12 protein-coding genes are annotated in these 16,445 nt (G+C 42.1%); 8 read left to right on the top strand and 4 right to left on the bottom strand.

Going from position 1 to position 16,445, the window contains the following annotated elements; translation table 11 throughout:
• Window positions 1–184: 184 nt before the first annotated feature.
• Complete coding sequence (locus F995_RS11290) at window positions 185–1,021, bottom strand: IclR family transcriptional regulator (RefSeq protein WP_004280319.1); 837 nt, start codon at window positions 1,019–1,021, stop codon at window positions 185–187.
• Window positions 1,022–1,524: 503 nt separating this feature from the next.
• Between F995_RS11290 and F995_RS11285 the strand changes: the two genes are divergently transcribed.
• The 6 genes from F995_RS11285 (at window position 1,525) to F995_RS11260 (ending at window position 9,602) form a co-directional block, all read left to right on the top strand.
• Window positions 1,525–2,679, top strand: coding sequence for an acyl-CoA dehydrogenase family protein (locus F995_RS11285; protein WP_004280318.1), 1,155 nt, complete (start codon window positions 1,525–1,527; stop codon window positions 2,677–2,679).
• 31 nt (window positions 2,680–2,710) lie between these two features.
• The gene (locus F995_RS11280) at window positions 2,711–3,910 is read left to right on the top strand and encodes an acyl-CoA dehydrogenase (RefSeq protein WP_004646973.1); all 1,200 of its coding nucleotides are present in this window, start codon (window positions 2,711–2,713) and stop codon (window positions 3,908–3,910) included.
• Between the two features lie 254 nt (window positions 3,911–4,164).
• A complete protein-coding gene (locus tag F995_RS11275) occupies window positions 4,165–5,445 on the top strand; it encodes an MFS transporter (protein ID WP_004646972.1) in 1,281 nt (426 codons plus the stop codon).
• A 40-nt stretch (window positions 5,446–5,485) separates the two neighbouring features.
• Window positions 5,486–6,157 carry a 3-oxoacid CoA-transferase subunit A gene (locus tag F995_RS11270; RefSeq protein ID WP_004646971.1) on the top strand — a complete coding sequence of 224 codons (672 nt, stop codon included), beginning with the start codon at window positions 5,486–5,488 and terminating at the stop codon, window positions 6,155–6,157.
• On the top strand, window positions 6,157–6,816 hold the full coding sequence (locus F995_RS11265) for a 3-oxoacid CoA-transferase subunit B (RefSeq protein ID WP_004646970.1): 660 nt from the start codon (window positions 6,157–6,159) through the stop codon (window positions 6,814–6,816). Before F995_RS11270 ends, F995_RS11265 begins: the two co-directional genes overlap by 1 nt.
• 206 nt (window positions 6,817–7,022) lie before the next feature.
• On the top strand, window positions 7,023–9,602 hold the full coding sequence (locus F995_RS11260) for a bifunctional diguanylate cyclase/phosphodiesterase (protein ID WP_004646969.1): 2,580 nt from the start codon (window positions 7,023–7,025) through the stop codon (window positions 9,600–9,602).
• A gap of 172 nt (window positions 9,603–9,774) precedes the next feature.
• Here F995_RS11260 and F995_RS11255 read toward each other — a convergent pair whose 3' ends face one another.
• The 3 genes from F995_RS11255 to F995_RS11245 all read right to left on the bottom strand — a co-directional run bounded on the left by F995_RS11255 (window position 9,775) and on the right by F995_RS11245 (window position 13,673).
• Window positions 9,775–10,974, bottom strand: coding sequence for an MFS transporter (locus F995_RS11255; RefSeq protein WP_004646967.1), 1,200 nt, complete (start codon window positions 10,972–10,974; stop codon window positions 9,775–9,777).
• 17 nt (window positions 10,975–10,991) lie between these two features.
• Entirely contained in the window at window positions 10,992–12,257 is a 1,266-nt protein-coding gene (locus F995_RS11250; protein WP_004646966.1) for a DcaP family trimeric outer membrane transporter, read from the bottom strand.
• A gap of 117 nt (window positions 12,258–12,374) precedes the next feature.
• The gene (locus F995_RS11245; protein WP_004280309.1) at window positions 12,375–13,673 is read right to left on the bottom strand and encodes an MFS transporter; all 1,299 of its coding nucleotides are present in this window, start codon (window positions 13,671–13,673) and stop codon (window positions 12,375–12,377) included.
• Between the two features lie 456 nt (window positions 13,674–14,129).
• Here F995_RS11245 and F995_RS11240 point away from each other — a divergent pair, with 456 nt between their 5' ends.
• Together F995_RS11240 and F995_RS11235 are read left to right on the top strand one after the other, a co-directional pair.
• Complete coding sequence (locus F995_RS11240; protein WP_004646965.1) at window positions 14,130–14,903, top strand: enoyl-CoA hydratase; 774 nt, start codon at window positions 14,130–14,132, stop codon at window positions 14,901–14,903.
• Window positions 14,904–14,905: 2 nt separating this feature from the next.
• The gene (locus F995_RS11235; protein ID WP_004646964.1) at window positions 14,906–16,426 is read left to right on the top strand and encodes a 3-hydroxyacyl-CoA dehydrogenase; all 1,521 of its coding nucleotides are present in this window, start codon (window positions 14,906–14,908) and stop codon (window positions 16,424–16,426) included.
• The last annotated feature ends 19 nt before the right edge of the window (window positions 16,427–16,445 follow it).

Raw genomic sequence — 16,445 nt, 5'->3', positions numbered from 1 at the left:
TAAATCGGTTATGAAGCTTATTTTTGATCTTTTTATTTGAAATAGGACTTTATCTATTTTTTAAATCTTATCTATTTCACCGTATTAAAAAGGTTTGCTGTAAATTATAGATAAAGGAAGAAGATGTGTAGATTGGGTATTCAATAAGAAGAGCGACTGAATGTCGCTCTGATGATTAATTTTTTTATATATTATTGAGATTCATAGCAATATTGTTCACCATGTGAATCAGACGCGGCCCAATTTCATTTTCCAGTTTTTCCTGATTTAACAGATAACTTGGAGCACCACAGTTAAACGTTAATATCCCGTGTTTAGGGTGAACCAATGGAACTGCCACGGAATTCACATCCTTAGCCCAGTCACCTAAAGACAGACAGTAGCCATAATCCTGATAATCACGGATTGCACGTTCCAGATTACGCTTGATGGTTGGCCACTGATCTTCGTTTCTTTTCTTGATGGCATCAAATAAATATTCGCGTTCCTTCACATCCATCGCTGCCAGACAGGCCCGTCCCATGGCACTGCTATGAATCGGTAAAGTCGAACCGACAGGGCGGCGCATGGTTAGCGTCGATTCTGTATGTACCACTTCCAGATAAATCATGCTCAAACGGTCACGGGTAGCCATTGCCACAGGGGCTTGGGAATAACGGGACATTTCTTCCATAAACGGATAAGCCTGAGTCCGCGCAGAAATATTACTCAAAGCTGCATAACCCAAAGCCAATACGCCAACATCCAACAGATATTTCGTGGTATTCGGTAGTTGTTTTAAATAACCTAAAGAAACCAGGGTGCTGGTAATACGGGCCACAGTTGGCTTGGGTAAGTTGGTTAATTGTGCAATTTCCTGATTGCCAAGCAATTGATTGGTCGCTGAAAAGCAACGTAAGATTTCCAATCCACGCGCAATAGACGCAATAAATTGAGGATTATTTTCTCTATGAATATGTGAAATCGGATCTAAACGGATTTCATCAAAGTTGGGAATTTCACCAGTTTTATTTTTTGTCATGGTCAGGGCAATTAAAGTTAAATTAATGAATATGATAGCAACATAATTTCACGATACAAAATAAAACACTTCTACAAAAGATAAAATATAGGAAAAAGTGCCGAAATTATTTGTGGTCGAAAAGAATCCTGTTACCCAACTTTGAAGACAATATAAAATCATCTAGTTTTTTAGGTTTAACACGTAGCCAATACATTTAAAAAGTTTCGATTTCTCCGAAAGAGTCAGTGATCGATAAATATTACAGCAAGAAAAAAGGTTTAATTATCTATTCAAAAAAACTGATAAATAGAATAATCACTCATCAAAATATTTCGTATCGTGAAATTAAATATTAAACACAAATCAACTGGAATACCAGAAAAATTTCATTTTTTAGTTAAAATATAAAATTTTTAATAATTTCACTTGCTCAAAATGATTTTATATGATTATTTATTTCGTAATACGAAACAAAAATAAGGGTAAAGGAATTTACCTAAATTATATCCATGGAGATTCATATGATTCGTGATCCGGAAATGCTAGACCAACTTCTGTCAACGATTCGCGATTTTGTAAAAAATGAACTGGTGCCTCTTGAGCATGAAGTAGAAGAGAACAATGCCATTCCTGAACATATTGTGGAACAGATGAAAGAGCTGGGCTTGTTTGGCCTGACGATTCCTGAAGAATATGGTGGTTTAGGCATTACCATGGAAGAAGAAATTCTGGTCGCGATGGAATTGGGCCATACATCGGCTGCCTTTCGCTCTTTAATTGGTACTAACAACGGCATTGGCTCAAGCGGCATCATTATCGACGGTACAGAAGAGCAAAAACAGAAATATTTACCGCGTTATGCAACGGGCGAAATTATTGGTTCATTCTGTTTGACCGAACCGGATTCCGGCTCAGACGCTGCTGCTTTAAAAACCAGTGCAGTCAAAGACGGCGATTATTATATTTTAAACGGAACTAAACGCTTCATCACCAATGCACCACGTGCCACGACATTTACCGTGATGGCACGTACCAATCAAGAGATTAAAGGTGCGAGCGGTATTTCAGCATTTCTAGTTGAAGCAGGTACACCTGGTTTAAGCCTAGGTAAAATTGACAAGAAAATGGGCCAACATGGTTCCTATACCTGTGATGTAATTTTTGATAACTGTAAAGTGCATAAAGATCAGCTGATTGGCGGTGTAGAAGGGATCGGCTTTAAAACAGCAATGCGCGTTCTGGATAAGGGCCGTCTGCACATTGCTGGTTATAGCGTCGGCATGGCTGAGCGTATGTTGGAAGACGCACTCAACTATGCAGTGGAGCGCAAACAGTTTGGCCAGCCCATTGCGAATTTCCAGCTAATCCAAGGTATGTTGGCAGACTCCAAAGCCGAGATTTATGCAGCCAAATGTATGGTGCTGGATGCTGCGCGTCTACGTGATGCTGGCCAAAATGTTACGACTGAAGCCTCTTGTGCCAAAATGTTTGCAACTGAAATGTGTGGTCGAGTTGCTGATCGCTGTTTGCAGATTCATGGTGGAGCGGGTTATATCAGTGAATATTCAATTGAACGTTTCTACCGTGATGTGCGTCTGTTCCGTTTATATGAAGGAACCACACAAATCCAGCAAATTATTATTGCGCGTGAAATGATTAAACAAGCAACCGCCTAATCTCATAATTTTAAAATAAGGAAATATTAAAATGACGACAAAAATTAGATTTGATTGGCAAGACCCGTTTTTAATAGAACAGCAACTGACATCAGAAGAGCGCATGATTCGCGATGCAGCGGCAGCGTACTGTCAAGACAAACTGATGCCGCGTGTACTGGAACAGTTCCGTCATGAAAAAACCGATCCGGCTATTTTCCGTGAAATGGGAGAACTGGGTTTACTCGGTCCAACCATTCCGGAACAGTACGGCGGTGCAGGTTTAAATTATGTCAGTTATGGTCTGATTGCTCGTGAAGTTGAACGTGTCGATTCAGGTTACCGTTCAATGGCCAGCGTACAAAGCTCTCTGGTGATGGTACCCATTAATGAATTTGGTTCTGAAGAGCAAAAGCAGAAGTATTTACCAAAATTAGCAACCGGTGAATATATTGGTTGCTTCGGCTTGACCGAGCCGGATCATGGTTCGGATCCGGGCAGCATGATTAGCCGTGCTAAAAAAGTCGAGGGTGGTTACCGTTTAACTGGCGCAAAAATGTGGATTACCAATAGTCCGATTGCCGATGTATTTGTAGTTTGGGCCAAAGAAGTTTCTGCCGAAGGTAATATCGGTGACATTCGTGGCTTTATTTTAGAAAAAGGCTGGGAAGGGCTTTCTGCTCCAACGATTCACGGCAAGGTGGGTCTACGTGCCTCAATCACCGGTGAAATTGTAATGGATAACGTCTTTGTTCCAGAAGAAAATGCATTTCCGGAAGTTCGCGGTTTAAAAGGACCTTTTACCTGCTTGAATAGTGCACGTTACGGGATTGCCTGGGGTGCCATGGGAGCTGCAGAGTTCTGCTGGCATACCGCACATCAATACACCATGGACCGTAAACAGTTTGGTCGACCACTCGCTGCGAATCAGCTGATCCAGAAGAAACTGGCAGATATGCAAACTGAAATTGCACTCGGTTTGCAGGTGGCTTTACGTTTTGGCCGCATGAAGGATGAAGGCATTGCTTCAGTTGAAGGTACATCACTGATCAAGCGCAACAACTGCGGCAAGGCACTGGATATTGCCCGTTTGGCCCGTGACATGATGGGTGGAAATGGCATTAGCGATGAATTCGGTGTAGCCCGTCATCTGGTTAATCTGGAAGTGGTAAATACCTATGAAGGTACCCATGATGTACATGCCCTGATTTTAGGTCGTGCACAAACCGGAATTGCAGCCTTTTGCAACTAAACCTGACATCAACTTCTAGCCAGCATTGCTGGCTAGATTGTTTTACGGGTTTAAGAATTGTGCTTAATCACATCATTCAATGTATTGCTACGTGATTTCTGCAGAGAAAATTTATCAAGAACTTTGAAAATCATTTTATACCACCTTGCTAAAGCGTGGTAATGATCAGCGAATATTCTATATTTCACCTAAATAATTAAGTGAAATATGCGTTTTAAAAAGGCACAGGAGTGCCGAAAAGTAGAAAGAGCATTATGGATACGATCAGTTCACAACAACACCCAGTGGAAGGTGGAAACGAACCCAAGCAAAGAGTCTGGATTCTGGCCTTTATTTTCTCATTTTTAGCATTATTGGTTGATGGTGCTGATATTGCGTTATTAGCCTACAGTCTGACCAGTCTGAAACAAGAGTTTTCATTAAGTAATATGCAGGCCGGTGCCTTAGGGAGCTGGACGCTTGCAGGCATGGCTATCGGCGGTTTTTTTGGTGGCTGGGCTTGTGACCGTTTTGGCCGGGTTCGTGTGATCGTCATTGCCATTGCATTATTTTCTTCATTAACCTTCTGGTTAGGATTCGTAGAAAGTTATGATCAGTTCAAATGGCTGCGCTTTACGTCTGCGATTGGACTAGGTGCTCTATATATTGCCTGTAACACACTCATGGCAGAGTATGTACCCACCAAATATCGCTCTACAGTATTGGCAACGCTTATGACTGGCTGGACTTTAGGCTCGGTGGTCGCAACTGTTCTGGCTGGATGGCTATTGCCTGAATTTGGCTGGCGATACCTCTATTATATTGCCATTATTCCAATTGTACTGGCCTTCGCGATGTACTTCTTGGTGCCTGAGCCGAAAGCCTGGTTAGATGCGCGTAAAGCACGCCTGGATGCAAAAGCCAGTGGTATTCTGCAGGAAAAACCAAAAAATACTTTTAAAATGATTTTTGAAGATGCACTTAGCCGTCGCATGTTTATCCTCTGGTCCTTCAGTACCGCATTTTTACAGTTTGGATATTATGGAGTCAGCAACTGGCTACCGGCGTATTTAGAGACTGATCTGGGAATCAAGTTTAAAGAAATGACCATGTATATGATCGGGACTTTCCTGATCATGATGTGTACCAAAGTTATTGCTGGTTTTATCGCTGACCGGATTGGCCGTCGTGCGGTATTTGCTTTCGGCACTATGGGTACTGCAATTTTTATCCCTGTGATTGTCTTTGGTAATACGCCGGATAATATCCTCTGGCTGATGTTATTTTTCGGTTTTCTCTATGGTATTCCATACGGTATTAATGCGACTTACATGACAGAAAGCTTCTCCACCAAAGTGCGTGGAACAGCAGTGGGTGGGGCATATAACGTAGGCCGACTGGGTGCGGTGTTTGCACCTCTTACCATTGGCTATTTTGCTCAAGGAGGCTCAATTGGTACCGGCTTACTGATTATGGGCATTGCCTATTTTCTTTGCGGCCTGATACCCGCTTTCTTTATTAAAGACCGCTTATTTGATCCACAAAAGGCAGATTAATCTGCACTCGTAATATAGATAGAACATGCTAGGAAGCAATATGATGAATAAAATCACGCAGGATATCGAGACGGTACTTAAGCAAATTCCTGATGGTGCACACATTATGACCAGTGGTTTTGGCCTGGCAGGTCAACCGGTAGAATTAATCGAAGCATTAATTGACTTGGGTCCTAGAGACTTAACCATTATTAACAACAATGCTGCTTCCGGAGATCGTGGTCTAACCAATCTGCTATTGTCCGGACTGGTCAAAAAAATGATCTGTTCATTCCCGCGGGCCAATAACTCAACAGTATTTGAAGATTTGTATAAAGCAGGAAAAGTTGAGCTAGAACTGGTACCACAGGGTAATCTGGCCTGCCGTATTCAGGCAGCCGGTGCTGGCTTAGGGGCTGTTTTTACTCCAACCGGTTTTGGTACCAAAATAGCTGAGGGTAAAGAAACCCGTAATATCAATGGAAAAGATTATGTGCTGGAATATCCGATACATGCTGATTATGCCTTGGTTTATGCCAATCAGGCAGATCAGTGGGGCAACTTGACCTACCGTAAGGCAGCACGGAATTTTGGTCCGATCATGGCCAAAGCAGCAAAAACCACCATTGCACAAGTCCATCAAGTTGTGGAACTGGGAGAACTTGATCCAGAGATCATTGTAACGCCAGGAATTTTTGTACAGCATGTGGTCAAGGTTGGAGATATTAAATAATGAATATTCAAAAACGTAGTCGTGAACAGATTGTAGCTAAAGTTGCACAAGACATTCCAACCGGCTCTTTTGTAAATTTGGGTATTGGTTTACCGACACGCGTAGCAGGTTATTTAAAACCTGAACAAGGAGTAATTCTACACTCGGAAAATGGCGTTTTAGGTTTTGCTGCATTGAGTGATCCTGAACAGGCAGATGATGATCTGATTAACGCCGGCAAAGAACTCGTAAGCATGTTGCAAGGTGGCAGTTTTATGAATTCTGCCGACTCTTTCGATATCATGCGAGGCGGGCATCTGGATATCTGTATCATGGGGGCTTTCCAGGTGGCTATTAATGGTGATTTGGCGAACTGGCATACCGGTAATGCTGATGCTGTACCTGCTGTAGGCGGTGCGATGGATCTGGCGGTGGGTGCTCGCTGTGTTTATGTTTGCATGGAACATGTGACTAAAAACGGTGAAGCAAAAATTGTTGAAGAACTGACTTATCCTCTAACAGGTAAACATTGTGTCAACCGTATTTATACCGATCTCTGTGTGATTGAATTAAAAGACAACCAGGCTCAGGTTATTGAAATAGTGGATGGTTTAAGTTTTGAAGAATTGCAACGGCAGACTGGCTGTAAATTAGTGGACAGTCGTCAACAAGCAGCCTAAAAATAAGTCCGCAATATTCTGATTGAGTAAAAGTATAGTTTTAGATCACAGCTTCGGCTGTGATTTTTAAATTTTAGAATTATTATCAAATACACGTAATATTGACCATATTTCCGCATTTTAAAGATATAAATACAAACTTTTGCTAATGATTATTTGAATAATAAGTCTAAAATGTTAACAAGCTAAGGAAGGTGATAGTCTGAATGAATAATAATTGTGATGATCAAGAAATTTTTCATATTTTTAATTTGATTGGTCGCCATACTGAACTTAAACCTATCCTCGATGTCATTAGCCAGTGGCTTGAATCGCGTATTCCAGATGCGCTTGTCACCATTATGCTCTATAAGGATGACACACAAACTTTAAATATCATAAGTGGTAAACAACACTTCTCAAAAGAGTACTGTAATGCTATTCAAGATTTGAAAATTGGGCCAAATCAAGGATCGTGTGGCGTAGCTGCCTTTTTACGTCAGTTGGTCATTAGTCCGAATTTAATGAAAGACCCAAACTGGCAGCCTTATCGTGCTTTGGTAAATGCAGAAAAATTGTCTAGTTGCTGGTCTATGCCGATTATTAATGCTTCAGATATTCTGTACGGAACGTTTGCTACCTATTATCGAACACCAAAAATACCGACTGAGCATCATATTCAGCTTTTACAACAAGCGGCAAAATTAGTTGCTCTGGCAATTGAGCTTGATCAGGAACGCCAAAAAAGACATGAGCTTAATGAAAAATACAGCTCATTTTATACCTATCATCCAGATATTATTTTTGAACTTGACCTACAGGGACATGTGCTTAATACCAATATTGCTTGCGAAGAAATTACAGGTTTTTCTAAAGCGCAAATTCATGGTCAGCACTATTGTGCCTTCATACCGCCCGAATTCCATGAACTTGCTAACGTTTCATTTTCAGAAGCGGCGCAAGGTAAATCTCAACATTATGAACTTCCAATTTATAATGTTGCAGGCGATATCTTATGGCTGGATCTGACCAATTTACCGATTATTCAAAATCAGAAAGTCACCGGTATTATTGGCATTGCCCGAGATATTACTGTATCGCGTGAAAACAAGGAGTCTCTACGATTATTAAAACGGGGGGTAGAGGCCAGTCCGAATAGTCTTTTTATTACCGATGTCTCTGAAGAAAGGCTAATGGTGTATGTAAATCCGGCTTTTCTAAAGCTCACCGGTTATACAGCAGCAGAAGTATTAGGACAAAGCTGTTTTTTCTTACAGGGTCCAGATACTGATCCGGATCAGATTGCATTACTCAAGCAAGCGGTCAAAGAACAAAAAGAAATTCAGGTGACTATAAAAAGTTACTGTAAAGATGGTAGCTGGTTCTGGAATCGTTTAACTATAGGTCCTATTTTTGACCAGACAGGAACCTGCACCCATTTTTTGGGGATTCAGGAAGATATTACCCAGCAACGTATTCACGAAGAATATATTCAGCATCAGCATACCCATGACCATTTAACCGGTTTACCGAACCAGTATGCATTCAAACAGATTCTGGAAAATATTTTTGAAGCACAGCACGAGAGCTCACAACCTTTAGTCTTGCTGTATATAGATCTGGATGATTTTAAAAATATCAATGACAGCTTAGGTCATCTGGTGGGTGACCAGATTCTCAAAATTGTAGGCGAGCGGCTGCAAAAATTTGTTCAAGGCAATAATGTGCTATGCCGCTTCGCTGAAGATGAATTTATTTTGCTGCTCTCAGGGACAGATGAGCATACTGAAGTCGAGGCGATCGCCGGAGAAATTCTTGATCTTCTTTCCATGCTGTTTATTGTTGATCAGTACAAAATACATTTAAGTGCCAGTATTGGTATTGTGGCAGATGACAGTTCGATCCATCATTCTTCTGAATTGATCTACCAGTCTGTTTTGGCGATGCAGGAAGCCAAAAGACAAGGTCGTAATATGTGGCAGTGGTATGAAAAAACCAGAATGCAGCCTGTCGCAGAAATAGACTATACCAATCTGCGTCTGGAACTCATGGAAGCGATCAATCAGGAAAATTTTGACCTGTTCTATCAGCCGCTGGTTCATCCTGAAACTGGACTGGTAACAGGTGTAGAAGCTTTAATCCGTTGGTGCCATCCACAGCAGGGTTATATTTCCCCAGCGATTTTTATTCCACTTGCAGAAAGAACTGGGCAAATTATTAGTGTAGGTCAATGGGTATTGGAAAAGGCCTGTTTAGATATTGCCGAGTGGAACAAGACACACAATAGCCAGATCACGGTATCGGTGAATATTTCTCCTTTGCAATTCCGTAGAGCAGGCTTTTTGCAGGTGCTTGAACATGCACTTGAACTCAGTCAATTACCGCCGGAATTACTTAAAATTGAAATCACGGAAGGTGTCATCATTAATGGTGCAGATCGAACCATAGAAATTTTGAAAGCAGTGCGTGCTTTAGGTGTACAGGTCGCCATTGATGACTTTGGCACAGGTTATTCGAGTCTCAGTTATCTGCGTCGCTTGCCGATTAATCAAATCAAGTTAGACCGTAGTTTTATTGAAGAGCTGCCCCTCGATGGTCAGGATGCTGCAATTGTGCAATCGATTATTCATCTAGCCCATCAGCTGGATCTGGAAGTTGTCGCGGAAGGGGTCGAAACCGTAAGTCAAGCCAGTTTACTCTATCAACAGGGTTGTGATCTGCTACAAGGCTTCTTTTATGCAAAACCTGCACCTTTAACTGAATTGAAGCCTGTTTATCTCGCAATGGAAAATAGTAAATTGAATTAACTCTAAAAGTTAAGATATCAATATTTTCAACCGCTCTTCAGATAGAAAGGAAACGTTAAACAGGCTTAAAGAATTTTTCTATTTTATCAGCGTATCATCTCTATAATTTATGCTCGGTACAGAAAGCGGGATAAAAAAATAAGCTTTTAACCCCAAAGGTTTTTAACAGTATCTAAGGCTCAGGCTGAATATTGGCTAAATTTCTTTCTTGGTTTAAATCATAATAGTTAATCAAAAAGATCAACACGGCAAAAATAAAACCTAAAATGACGCAGGCAGACCAGCCATAGCTTTTCCATAAATGCAGCGATAAAAATGCACCCAGACCGGCACCTGAAAAATAACAGGTCATATAGATGGCATTAATCCGCGAGCGAGCCTGCATTGAAATTCGATAGACCAGATTCTGGTTCAAGACATGCAAACAGGAAATTCCAAAATAAGCCAGAATTAAGCCCAAGATATAAATCCATAAATAATTCTGGGCAAAGAATAAAGGAATCCAGGCCAGAATCAGTCCGCACGTAGCCAGATGCGCAATCCATTTTTCCCGATGCCTGCCAATCATTTTACCGGTCCACTGAGAGGACCAGATGCCGACCACCCCCACAATGCCCATGAGGCCAATCTGGAAATCATTAAAATGATAAGGTGCTTCAGCCAGAATAAAAGTCATGGTAGTAAAGATAATACTCAGCATGCCAAAACCCAAACCTCCGATCATACTACGCCGGATCAGCATGGGTTCTGTGCGTGCAAAGGTAAATAGTGAGCGATAAATTTGCAATATATTCATCTGCAACTGGCTCTTAGCGCTTGGTAACTGGAACCACATGGCCAGACTCAGCAGAAGAATTGCACAACCACTAAACAAGTACACCGCATGCCAGGACCATAAAGTAGAAATCAGTCCGGCCACGGTACGGGCAAACAGAATACCCACCAGAACACCACTCATGAGTAGGCCAACGACTTCGGCACTTTTATCACGCTGCGACAGGCTGGCGGCAAAAGGAATCAGAATCTGGGTGGTGATCGAACAAAAAGAGGCGAGCAGGGTAAAGCCATACAACATATGCAGATTGGTACTGGCTGAAAGCCCAATAAGCGCCAATCCGGTACAGAACATCAAACTGCAGATATACAACCGTTTTTCGAACAAGTCACCCAAAGGGACAAACAAAAATAATCCGGTGGCATAGCCAATCTGGGTCAGTACTACAGTCCAGCCAGACTGAGCCACACTGATCTGCAGATCCTCTGCAATAGAATAAATCAAGGGCTGGTTAAAATAGTTACAACCTGCGCAGAGTGCGCAGGTCATTGCCATCATGAACATGAAACGGCGTGAAATTTGCCCTTGGGCTGACATCCTTGTCTCCTGAGGCTTTAAAAACTATAGTTGGCAGAGAGGTTGATACGCGAAATATCTGCTTCCTTATTGTCAAAGGTTTCACGCTTGCCATGATGATATTCTGCACCCAAATTAATCTTTGGAACAGGAGAATAGATCACGTTAGCCACATAGTCGGTTAAGCGCTTATTGGTTTCCGGATTGGCTTTGGCATAATCGCTAGAATCATCAAAATCAACCACGCTGGCATTAATACTACTACGTAGTTTCGGCGTAAATTTATGCGTGAAGCCAATATTTATACTATTGAACTCATTCAATAAAAGTTCATTATTGATTGGATCGACTGAATAATCGCCACCCCAGGCAGCACCATCGGTTGTTGAACCTTGAGTCAAGAAAGCTGCAATACGCTGATCACCGACCATATGGAAATAGTTCCCCTGAATTGAGTTTTGATCATCTAAACGGTAACGTCCACCAACGCCCACACCCCAGCCAACTTTTTCAATATCACCTGTATCTGTTTGCGCTTGCTTTTGATTGACAAAGCCTTGAGCTAATAAATGAAGAGGGCCTGATTGATGAACATATTTAGTGCTTAAGGCAGGTAAGGCAGAAGAACGATCGCCACCGGCCATGTACTCCAGACCGACATTCCAGGTATTTTCCGGATCAAGTTTGAAAGCATAGCTCACCTGAGGTGTACGTAAGACTGATCCACCCAGGAACAAGCTGTAGTCGACAGCTTCAGTGCTAATCTCTGGTGTTGACATCAATGACCAGGCCTGACCAAACGTCCAGTTATAGTATTTTAAGTGTGCATGACGGATACGTAATCCACCATCGCCTTTACCATTGTTGGTCCAGAAGTCGGCTTCTAAACGAGCAGAAACATTCGGATTGCCTCCTAGATCTTTGGCCAGGAAACCAATCCGGCTGGCAGCCGCAGTAAAATCGGAACGTACAGAATCCGGTTCAGTAAAAGGTACTTTATTAATCTGGTTAATGGTACGGCCACGGGCTTCAGTAGTACTTTTGAAATCGACTGCACCATCAAAGCGGATCAAGCCATAAACATCGACATTATCTACCATTGAACTCAGCGTTTTAGAGTCTTGCGCTTTGGCTTGTTCCTGCTGGTTCTTTAATGCAAGTTGCGCGGCTTTTTGTTGTTCTAGTTCTGCCTGGATTTGCTTTAACTGTGACTCAAGAAATTGCATACGGTCTTCAGAAGCTTCTGCTGAAAATGCCTGTGCTGAAGCAATACCACATAATGTCGCTAAAACTAATTTTTTCATTTCTTAATCCCTAAAGAAATTTTTAATCCTGAATGAAAGGAGACCTTTCTATACTGACGTGTTGTAAATATTTGAAGTGAGGAAGGCAGCGATTTGACCTGCCTTCCGAAGTAGGGTTTATTCTGCTTTTTGCGGATCGTATAAACGGTCTTTAATAAACAGGGCAGGAATCAAACCGCATAGGAAATATGCTGCACCCATTACCAACAGACCTGTACCGATCGAACCATGCATCGCCAGATAACCAATCGTAATTGGCGCAAAGATTGCACCGATACGACCAATATTGAATGCACCGCCCACCGCTGTACCACGAACACCAGTCGGGAAACTTTCGGTTAGATAGGTTGCATTGATGGCATATGGAATACCGTACAGGAAGCCGAAGATTAGCATCAGTACGCCAATGTTATCGGCATTATGCATATACACCACGACAGGGATAAATAGCGCTGTTCCCATGGTGCCGAAAGCAAACACAATACGGCGACCAATTTTATCAGCAACATAACCTGCAATGATTTTGGCAAAAATCATGGTGATGAATGTACCCACCATATACAGTGCCATTTCTTTAAACTTAATGCCTAATTCAGCTTCAAGATAACTTGGCAACCAGTTACTTACACCGAAGTAACCAAATAACAGGAAACCGGAGCTGAAAGACCACAAGATGAACATCTTGCCATGAGTTTTATCTTTAAGAATGGTGATGTATGGATTACCTTTTTTGGTATCGTTATCCACAATCTGACCAGTTCTTTTCATTTCACGGACACGTTTCCATGATTCTGGCTCTGGCACCATAAAGTGCATCAGGATACCCAAAGCTAATGGAGCAATTGTGATCCAGTACAGCATACGCCAGCCGAACTCAGGAATAATCCAGCCTGAAATCATGGTAATCACCAATGAACCTAAAGTGAAACCAGTCATCAATGTTGCCAGTACAGTAGTACGGTATTTGGTCGGTACGTATTCTGACATCAGAGTATTACAGGCAATATATAAACAGCCTAAACCCAAGCAAGAAAGAGTACGTAAAATTGCAAATTCAGTATAAGACTGAGCAAAACCTGAGTAGGCTGACAAGATCGAGAAGGCGATGGTGGCCAGTACAATGACGCGGACACGTCCAAATTTGTCGCATGCCCATCCACCAATAAAGCCTCCGATCCCCATACCTAAAAGAGAATAACTTCCCAAGGCACCCGCCTGTACAGAAGTCAGGCCCCATTCAGCTTTCAGACTGGTCAGACTAAAAGCCAGAATCCCGATATCTGCACCGTCACAGAGCAAAATCAGAAAAGCAAAGATAAAAGCCGTCATCCAAAGACGTTTTGGTGCCTGTTTAATGGTATCCGTGGAGGAGACATCGGTTTTATTGTCTCCTGTTACGATGGTATCGCTTGTCATTCTTATATCCTCTATATATTAAAAGTAGCATTTCCTCTGCTACCGCTAAATCCATTTTTCTTCCTCACGGAAACATAGTTTTCCTGATTTAACAGACTTGCTCCTGAACGCTACAGCCGCTGTATTTATTATCAGGCTACATTCGATTTTTCACTTTATTACGCTAAATCAAAATCATCTCATTGCTGGAAAATTTGATTTCGTAAATTAATTTTAAGTTCTGCCCTATGGTGATTATTCATTTAAATGGATAATCAGATTGCATTTAAAATATTTAATTCCGTATTGCGAAATCAATTAATCACAAAATAACCATCTGAACAAGAGTTTTTACTCTATTTTTAGTAAAAAATAACTTTTTTGAATTCTGGAGTTAAAAATCCTTGATTTATAGCTTGAGAAACCTTAGTTTTATATAAAATAAAATTTCGCTATACAAAATAAATGGAGATTTTAATGGAACAGGTCGTTCAAGTAGAACAAGTTTCAGCACATGTAGCGATGGTTAAAATTCATCGACCAGAAGCGAAAAATGCCCTGAATACAGAAGTTCGCCAGAAACTTGCGGCGGCATTTTTGCAACTGAATGACGATGAAAATGTACGTGCCATTATTCTTACCGGTGGTGAAACAGATTTCGCAGCAGGTGCCGATCTTAAAGAACTGGCCAATGCAGAAACCATTCAAATGATGCAGCGCCGGACTGAACGTTACTGGCAGGCGATTGCACAGTGTTCAAAACCGGTGATTGCAGCTGTAAACGGTTATGCACTTGGTGGTGGCTGTGAACTGGCGATGCATGCAGATATTATTATTGCCGGGAAAAGCGCCCAGTTTGGTCAGCCTGAAGTGAAAGTGGGTGTCATGCCGGGTGCCGGTGGTACCCAGCGATTATTCCGTGCCGTGGGTAAATTCCATGCGATGCGTATCATCATGACGGGTTGTCTGATACCAGCGCCGGAAGCTTATCAGATTGGCCTAGTGTCTCAAGTAACGGAAGACAGCGAAACCCTTGCAACAGCAATCAAGATGGCTGAAGGTCTGGCAAAAATGCCGCCAATTGCGCTTGAACAAATCAAGGAAGTGGCTTTACTGGCTGAAGATGTGCCATTAAATGCCGGATTAATGCTGGAACGTAAATCTTTCCAGATGCTGTTTTCTTCAGAAGATCAAAAAGAAGGTATGCAAGCCTTTATTGAAAAACGTAAACCAAATTATCAGGGACGATAAGCATGAGTATTCGGATTCAGAAAATCGGCATTATTGGTGTAGGCACGATGGGTGCAGGTATTGCCCAGATCGCGATTCAGTCTGGTCATGATGTGGTACTGTTTGATGCCAAAGAAGGGGCAGCCGAACAGGCACAGGACAAACTGGCCAAAACATTAAATACCTTGGCAGATAAAGGAAAATTCAGCCATGAAAAAGCCGCTGAAGATATTTCTCATCTGTCGACTGCGCAGCAGCTAGAAGACTTGAAAGATTGTGACTTGATTGTTGAAGCGATTATTGAAAATCTGGAAATCAAGCAAAAACTGATGCAGCAACTGGAAGGAATGATAAAACCAGAAGCGATTCTGGCATCCAATACCTCTTCATTGTCGATCAGTGCAATCGCTGCCAACTGTGAGCAGCCAGAACGTGTTGCCGGTTATCACTTCTTTAATCCGGTCCCACTCATGAAAGTGGTCGAAGTGATTGAAGGCTTTAACACCCGTGCTGACATTATTGAAGCATTAACCCAGCTCTCGACTAAAATGGGCCATCGTCCGGTCAAAGCTAAAGATACGCCAGGGTTTATCATTAACCATGCCGGCCGTGCTTTTGGTAGCGAAGCCTATGCAATTCTGAATGAAAATGTCACACCATTTTATGATATTGACAGGATCTACCGTGACGGAATCGGTTTCAAGATGGGGCCGTTTGAATTAGGTGATCTGACCGGTATGGATGTCTCGCACCCGGTGAGTGAATCGATTTATCATCAGTATTATGAAGAAGCACGTTACCGTCCAAGCGTGATTACCCGTCAGCGTTTTATTGCCAAGCAGTTAGGTCGTAAAACCGGTAAAGGTTTTTATGATTACACTTCGGGTAGCAAAGTAGGTGATGTGGCTCCAACCTTGGTTGAAAAGCTGGATCAATATCCATCGGTTTGGTTAGGTACAGAATATAGCGAAGACCGTCAGGCGCTTGAGCAATATCTGCAGCAGTTCAATATTCAGATCGAGCAAACAGAAGCACCTTCAGCAAATGCTTTAATTCTGATTGCCACTTATGGCGAAGATGCAACTTCAGCAGCAGTCCGCTATCAGGTGTCTCCGCAGCAAGTAGTCTGTATTGATCTGCTTTACGGTCTGAATAAACACCGTACTTTAATGCCAACGTTTGTGACCAAAGCTGAACTGATAAAAGCAGCCCAATCGATTTTCAATCTGGATGGTGTGACCGCCAGTGTAATTCAGGAAAGCGTCGGCTTTGTGGCTCAACGTGCTTTGGCAATGATTGTGAATCTCGGCTGTGATATTGCCCAGCAAGGCGTTGCAACGGTGGAAGATATCAATATCGCGGTGAAATTAGGCCTTGGCTATCCATATGGCCCAATTGAGTGGGGGGATGTGCTGGGAGCTGAAAAAATCCTGAAAATTCTGGATCGCATGACTGCGATTACCCGTGACCAGCGTTACCGTCCAAGTCCTTGGTTGCGTCGCCGTGTTCAGCTTGGTCTACCACTTGTTCATACAACACATTAATTAAAAAGTTAAAGGAATA

The organism is Acinetobacter sp. CIP A162 (genome assembly GCF_000367905.1).
In the GTDB taxonomy this organism is placed as follows: domain Bacteria; phylum Pseudomonadota; class Gammaproteobacteria; order Pseudomonadales; family Moraxellaceae; genus Acinetobacter; species Acinetobacter lwoffii.
Note: the sequence above shows the minus strand (reverse complement) of the source record. Positions and strands in the feature narration are given on the sequence as shown.

Excerpts from the sequence above, each read along its gene's own strand:
- F995_RS11280 (WP_004646973.1), top strand. The coding sequence starts at position 2,711 with ATGACGACAAAAATTAGATTTGATTGGCAAGACCCGTTTTTAATAGAA.
- F995_RS11290 (WP_004280319.1), bottom strand. The coding sequence starts at position 1,021 with ATGACAAAAAATAAAACTGGTGAAATTCCCAACTTTGATGAAATCCGT.
- F995_RS11260 (WP_004646969.1), top strand. The coding sequence starts at position 7,023 with ATGAATAATAATTGTGATGATCAAGAAATTTTTCATATTTTTAATTTG.
- F995_RS11275 (WP_004646972.1), top strand. The coding sequence starts at position 4,165 with ATGGATACGATCAGTTCACAACAACACCCAGTGGAAGGTGGAAACGAA.
- F995_RS11240 (WP_004646965.1), top strand. The coding sequence starts at position 14,130 with ATGGAACAGGTCGTTCAAGTAGAACAAGTTTCAGCACATGTAGCGATG.
- F995_RS11250 (WP_004646966.1), bottom strand. The coding sequence starts at position 12,257 with ATGAAAAAATTAGTTTTAGCGACATTATGTGGTATTGCTTCAGCACAG.
- F995_RS11265 (WP_004646970.1), top strand. The coding sequence starts at position 6,157 with ATGAATATTCAAAAACGTAGTCGTGAACAGATTGTAGCTAAAGTTGCA.
- F995_RS11270 (WP_004646971.1), top strand. The coding sequence starts at position 5,486 with ATGATGAATAAAATCACGCAGGATATCGAGACGGTACTTAAGCAAATT.
- F995_RS11255 (WP_004646967.1), bottom strand. The coding sequence starts at position 10,974 with ATGTCAGCCCAAGGGCAAATTTCACGCCGTTTCATGTTCATGATGGCA.
- F995_RS11245 (WP_004280309.1), bottom strand. The coding sequence starts at position 13,673 with ATGACAAGCGATACCATCGTAACAGGAGACAATAAAACCGATGTCTCC.
- F995_RS11235 (WP_004646964.1), top strand. The coding sequence starts at position 14,906 with ATGAGTATTCGGATTCAGAAAATCGGCATTATTGGTGTAGGCACGATG.
- F995_RS11285 (WP_004280318.1), top strand. The coding sequence starts at position 1,525 with ATGATTCGTGATCCGGAAATGCTAGACCAACTTCTGTCAACGATTCGC.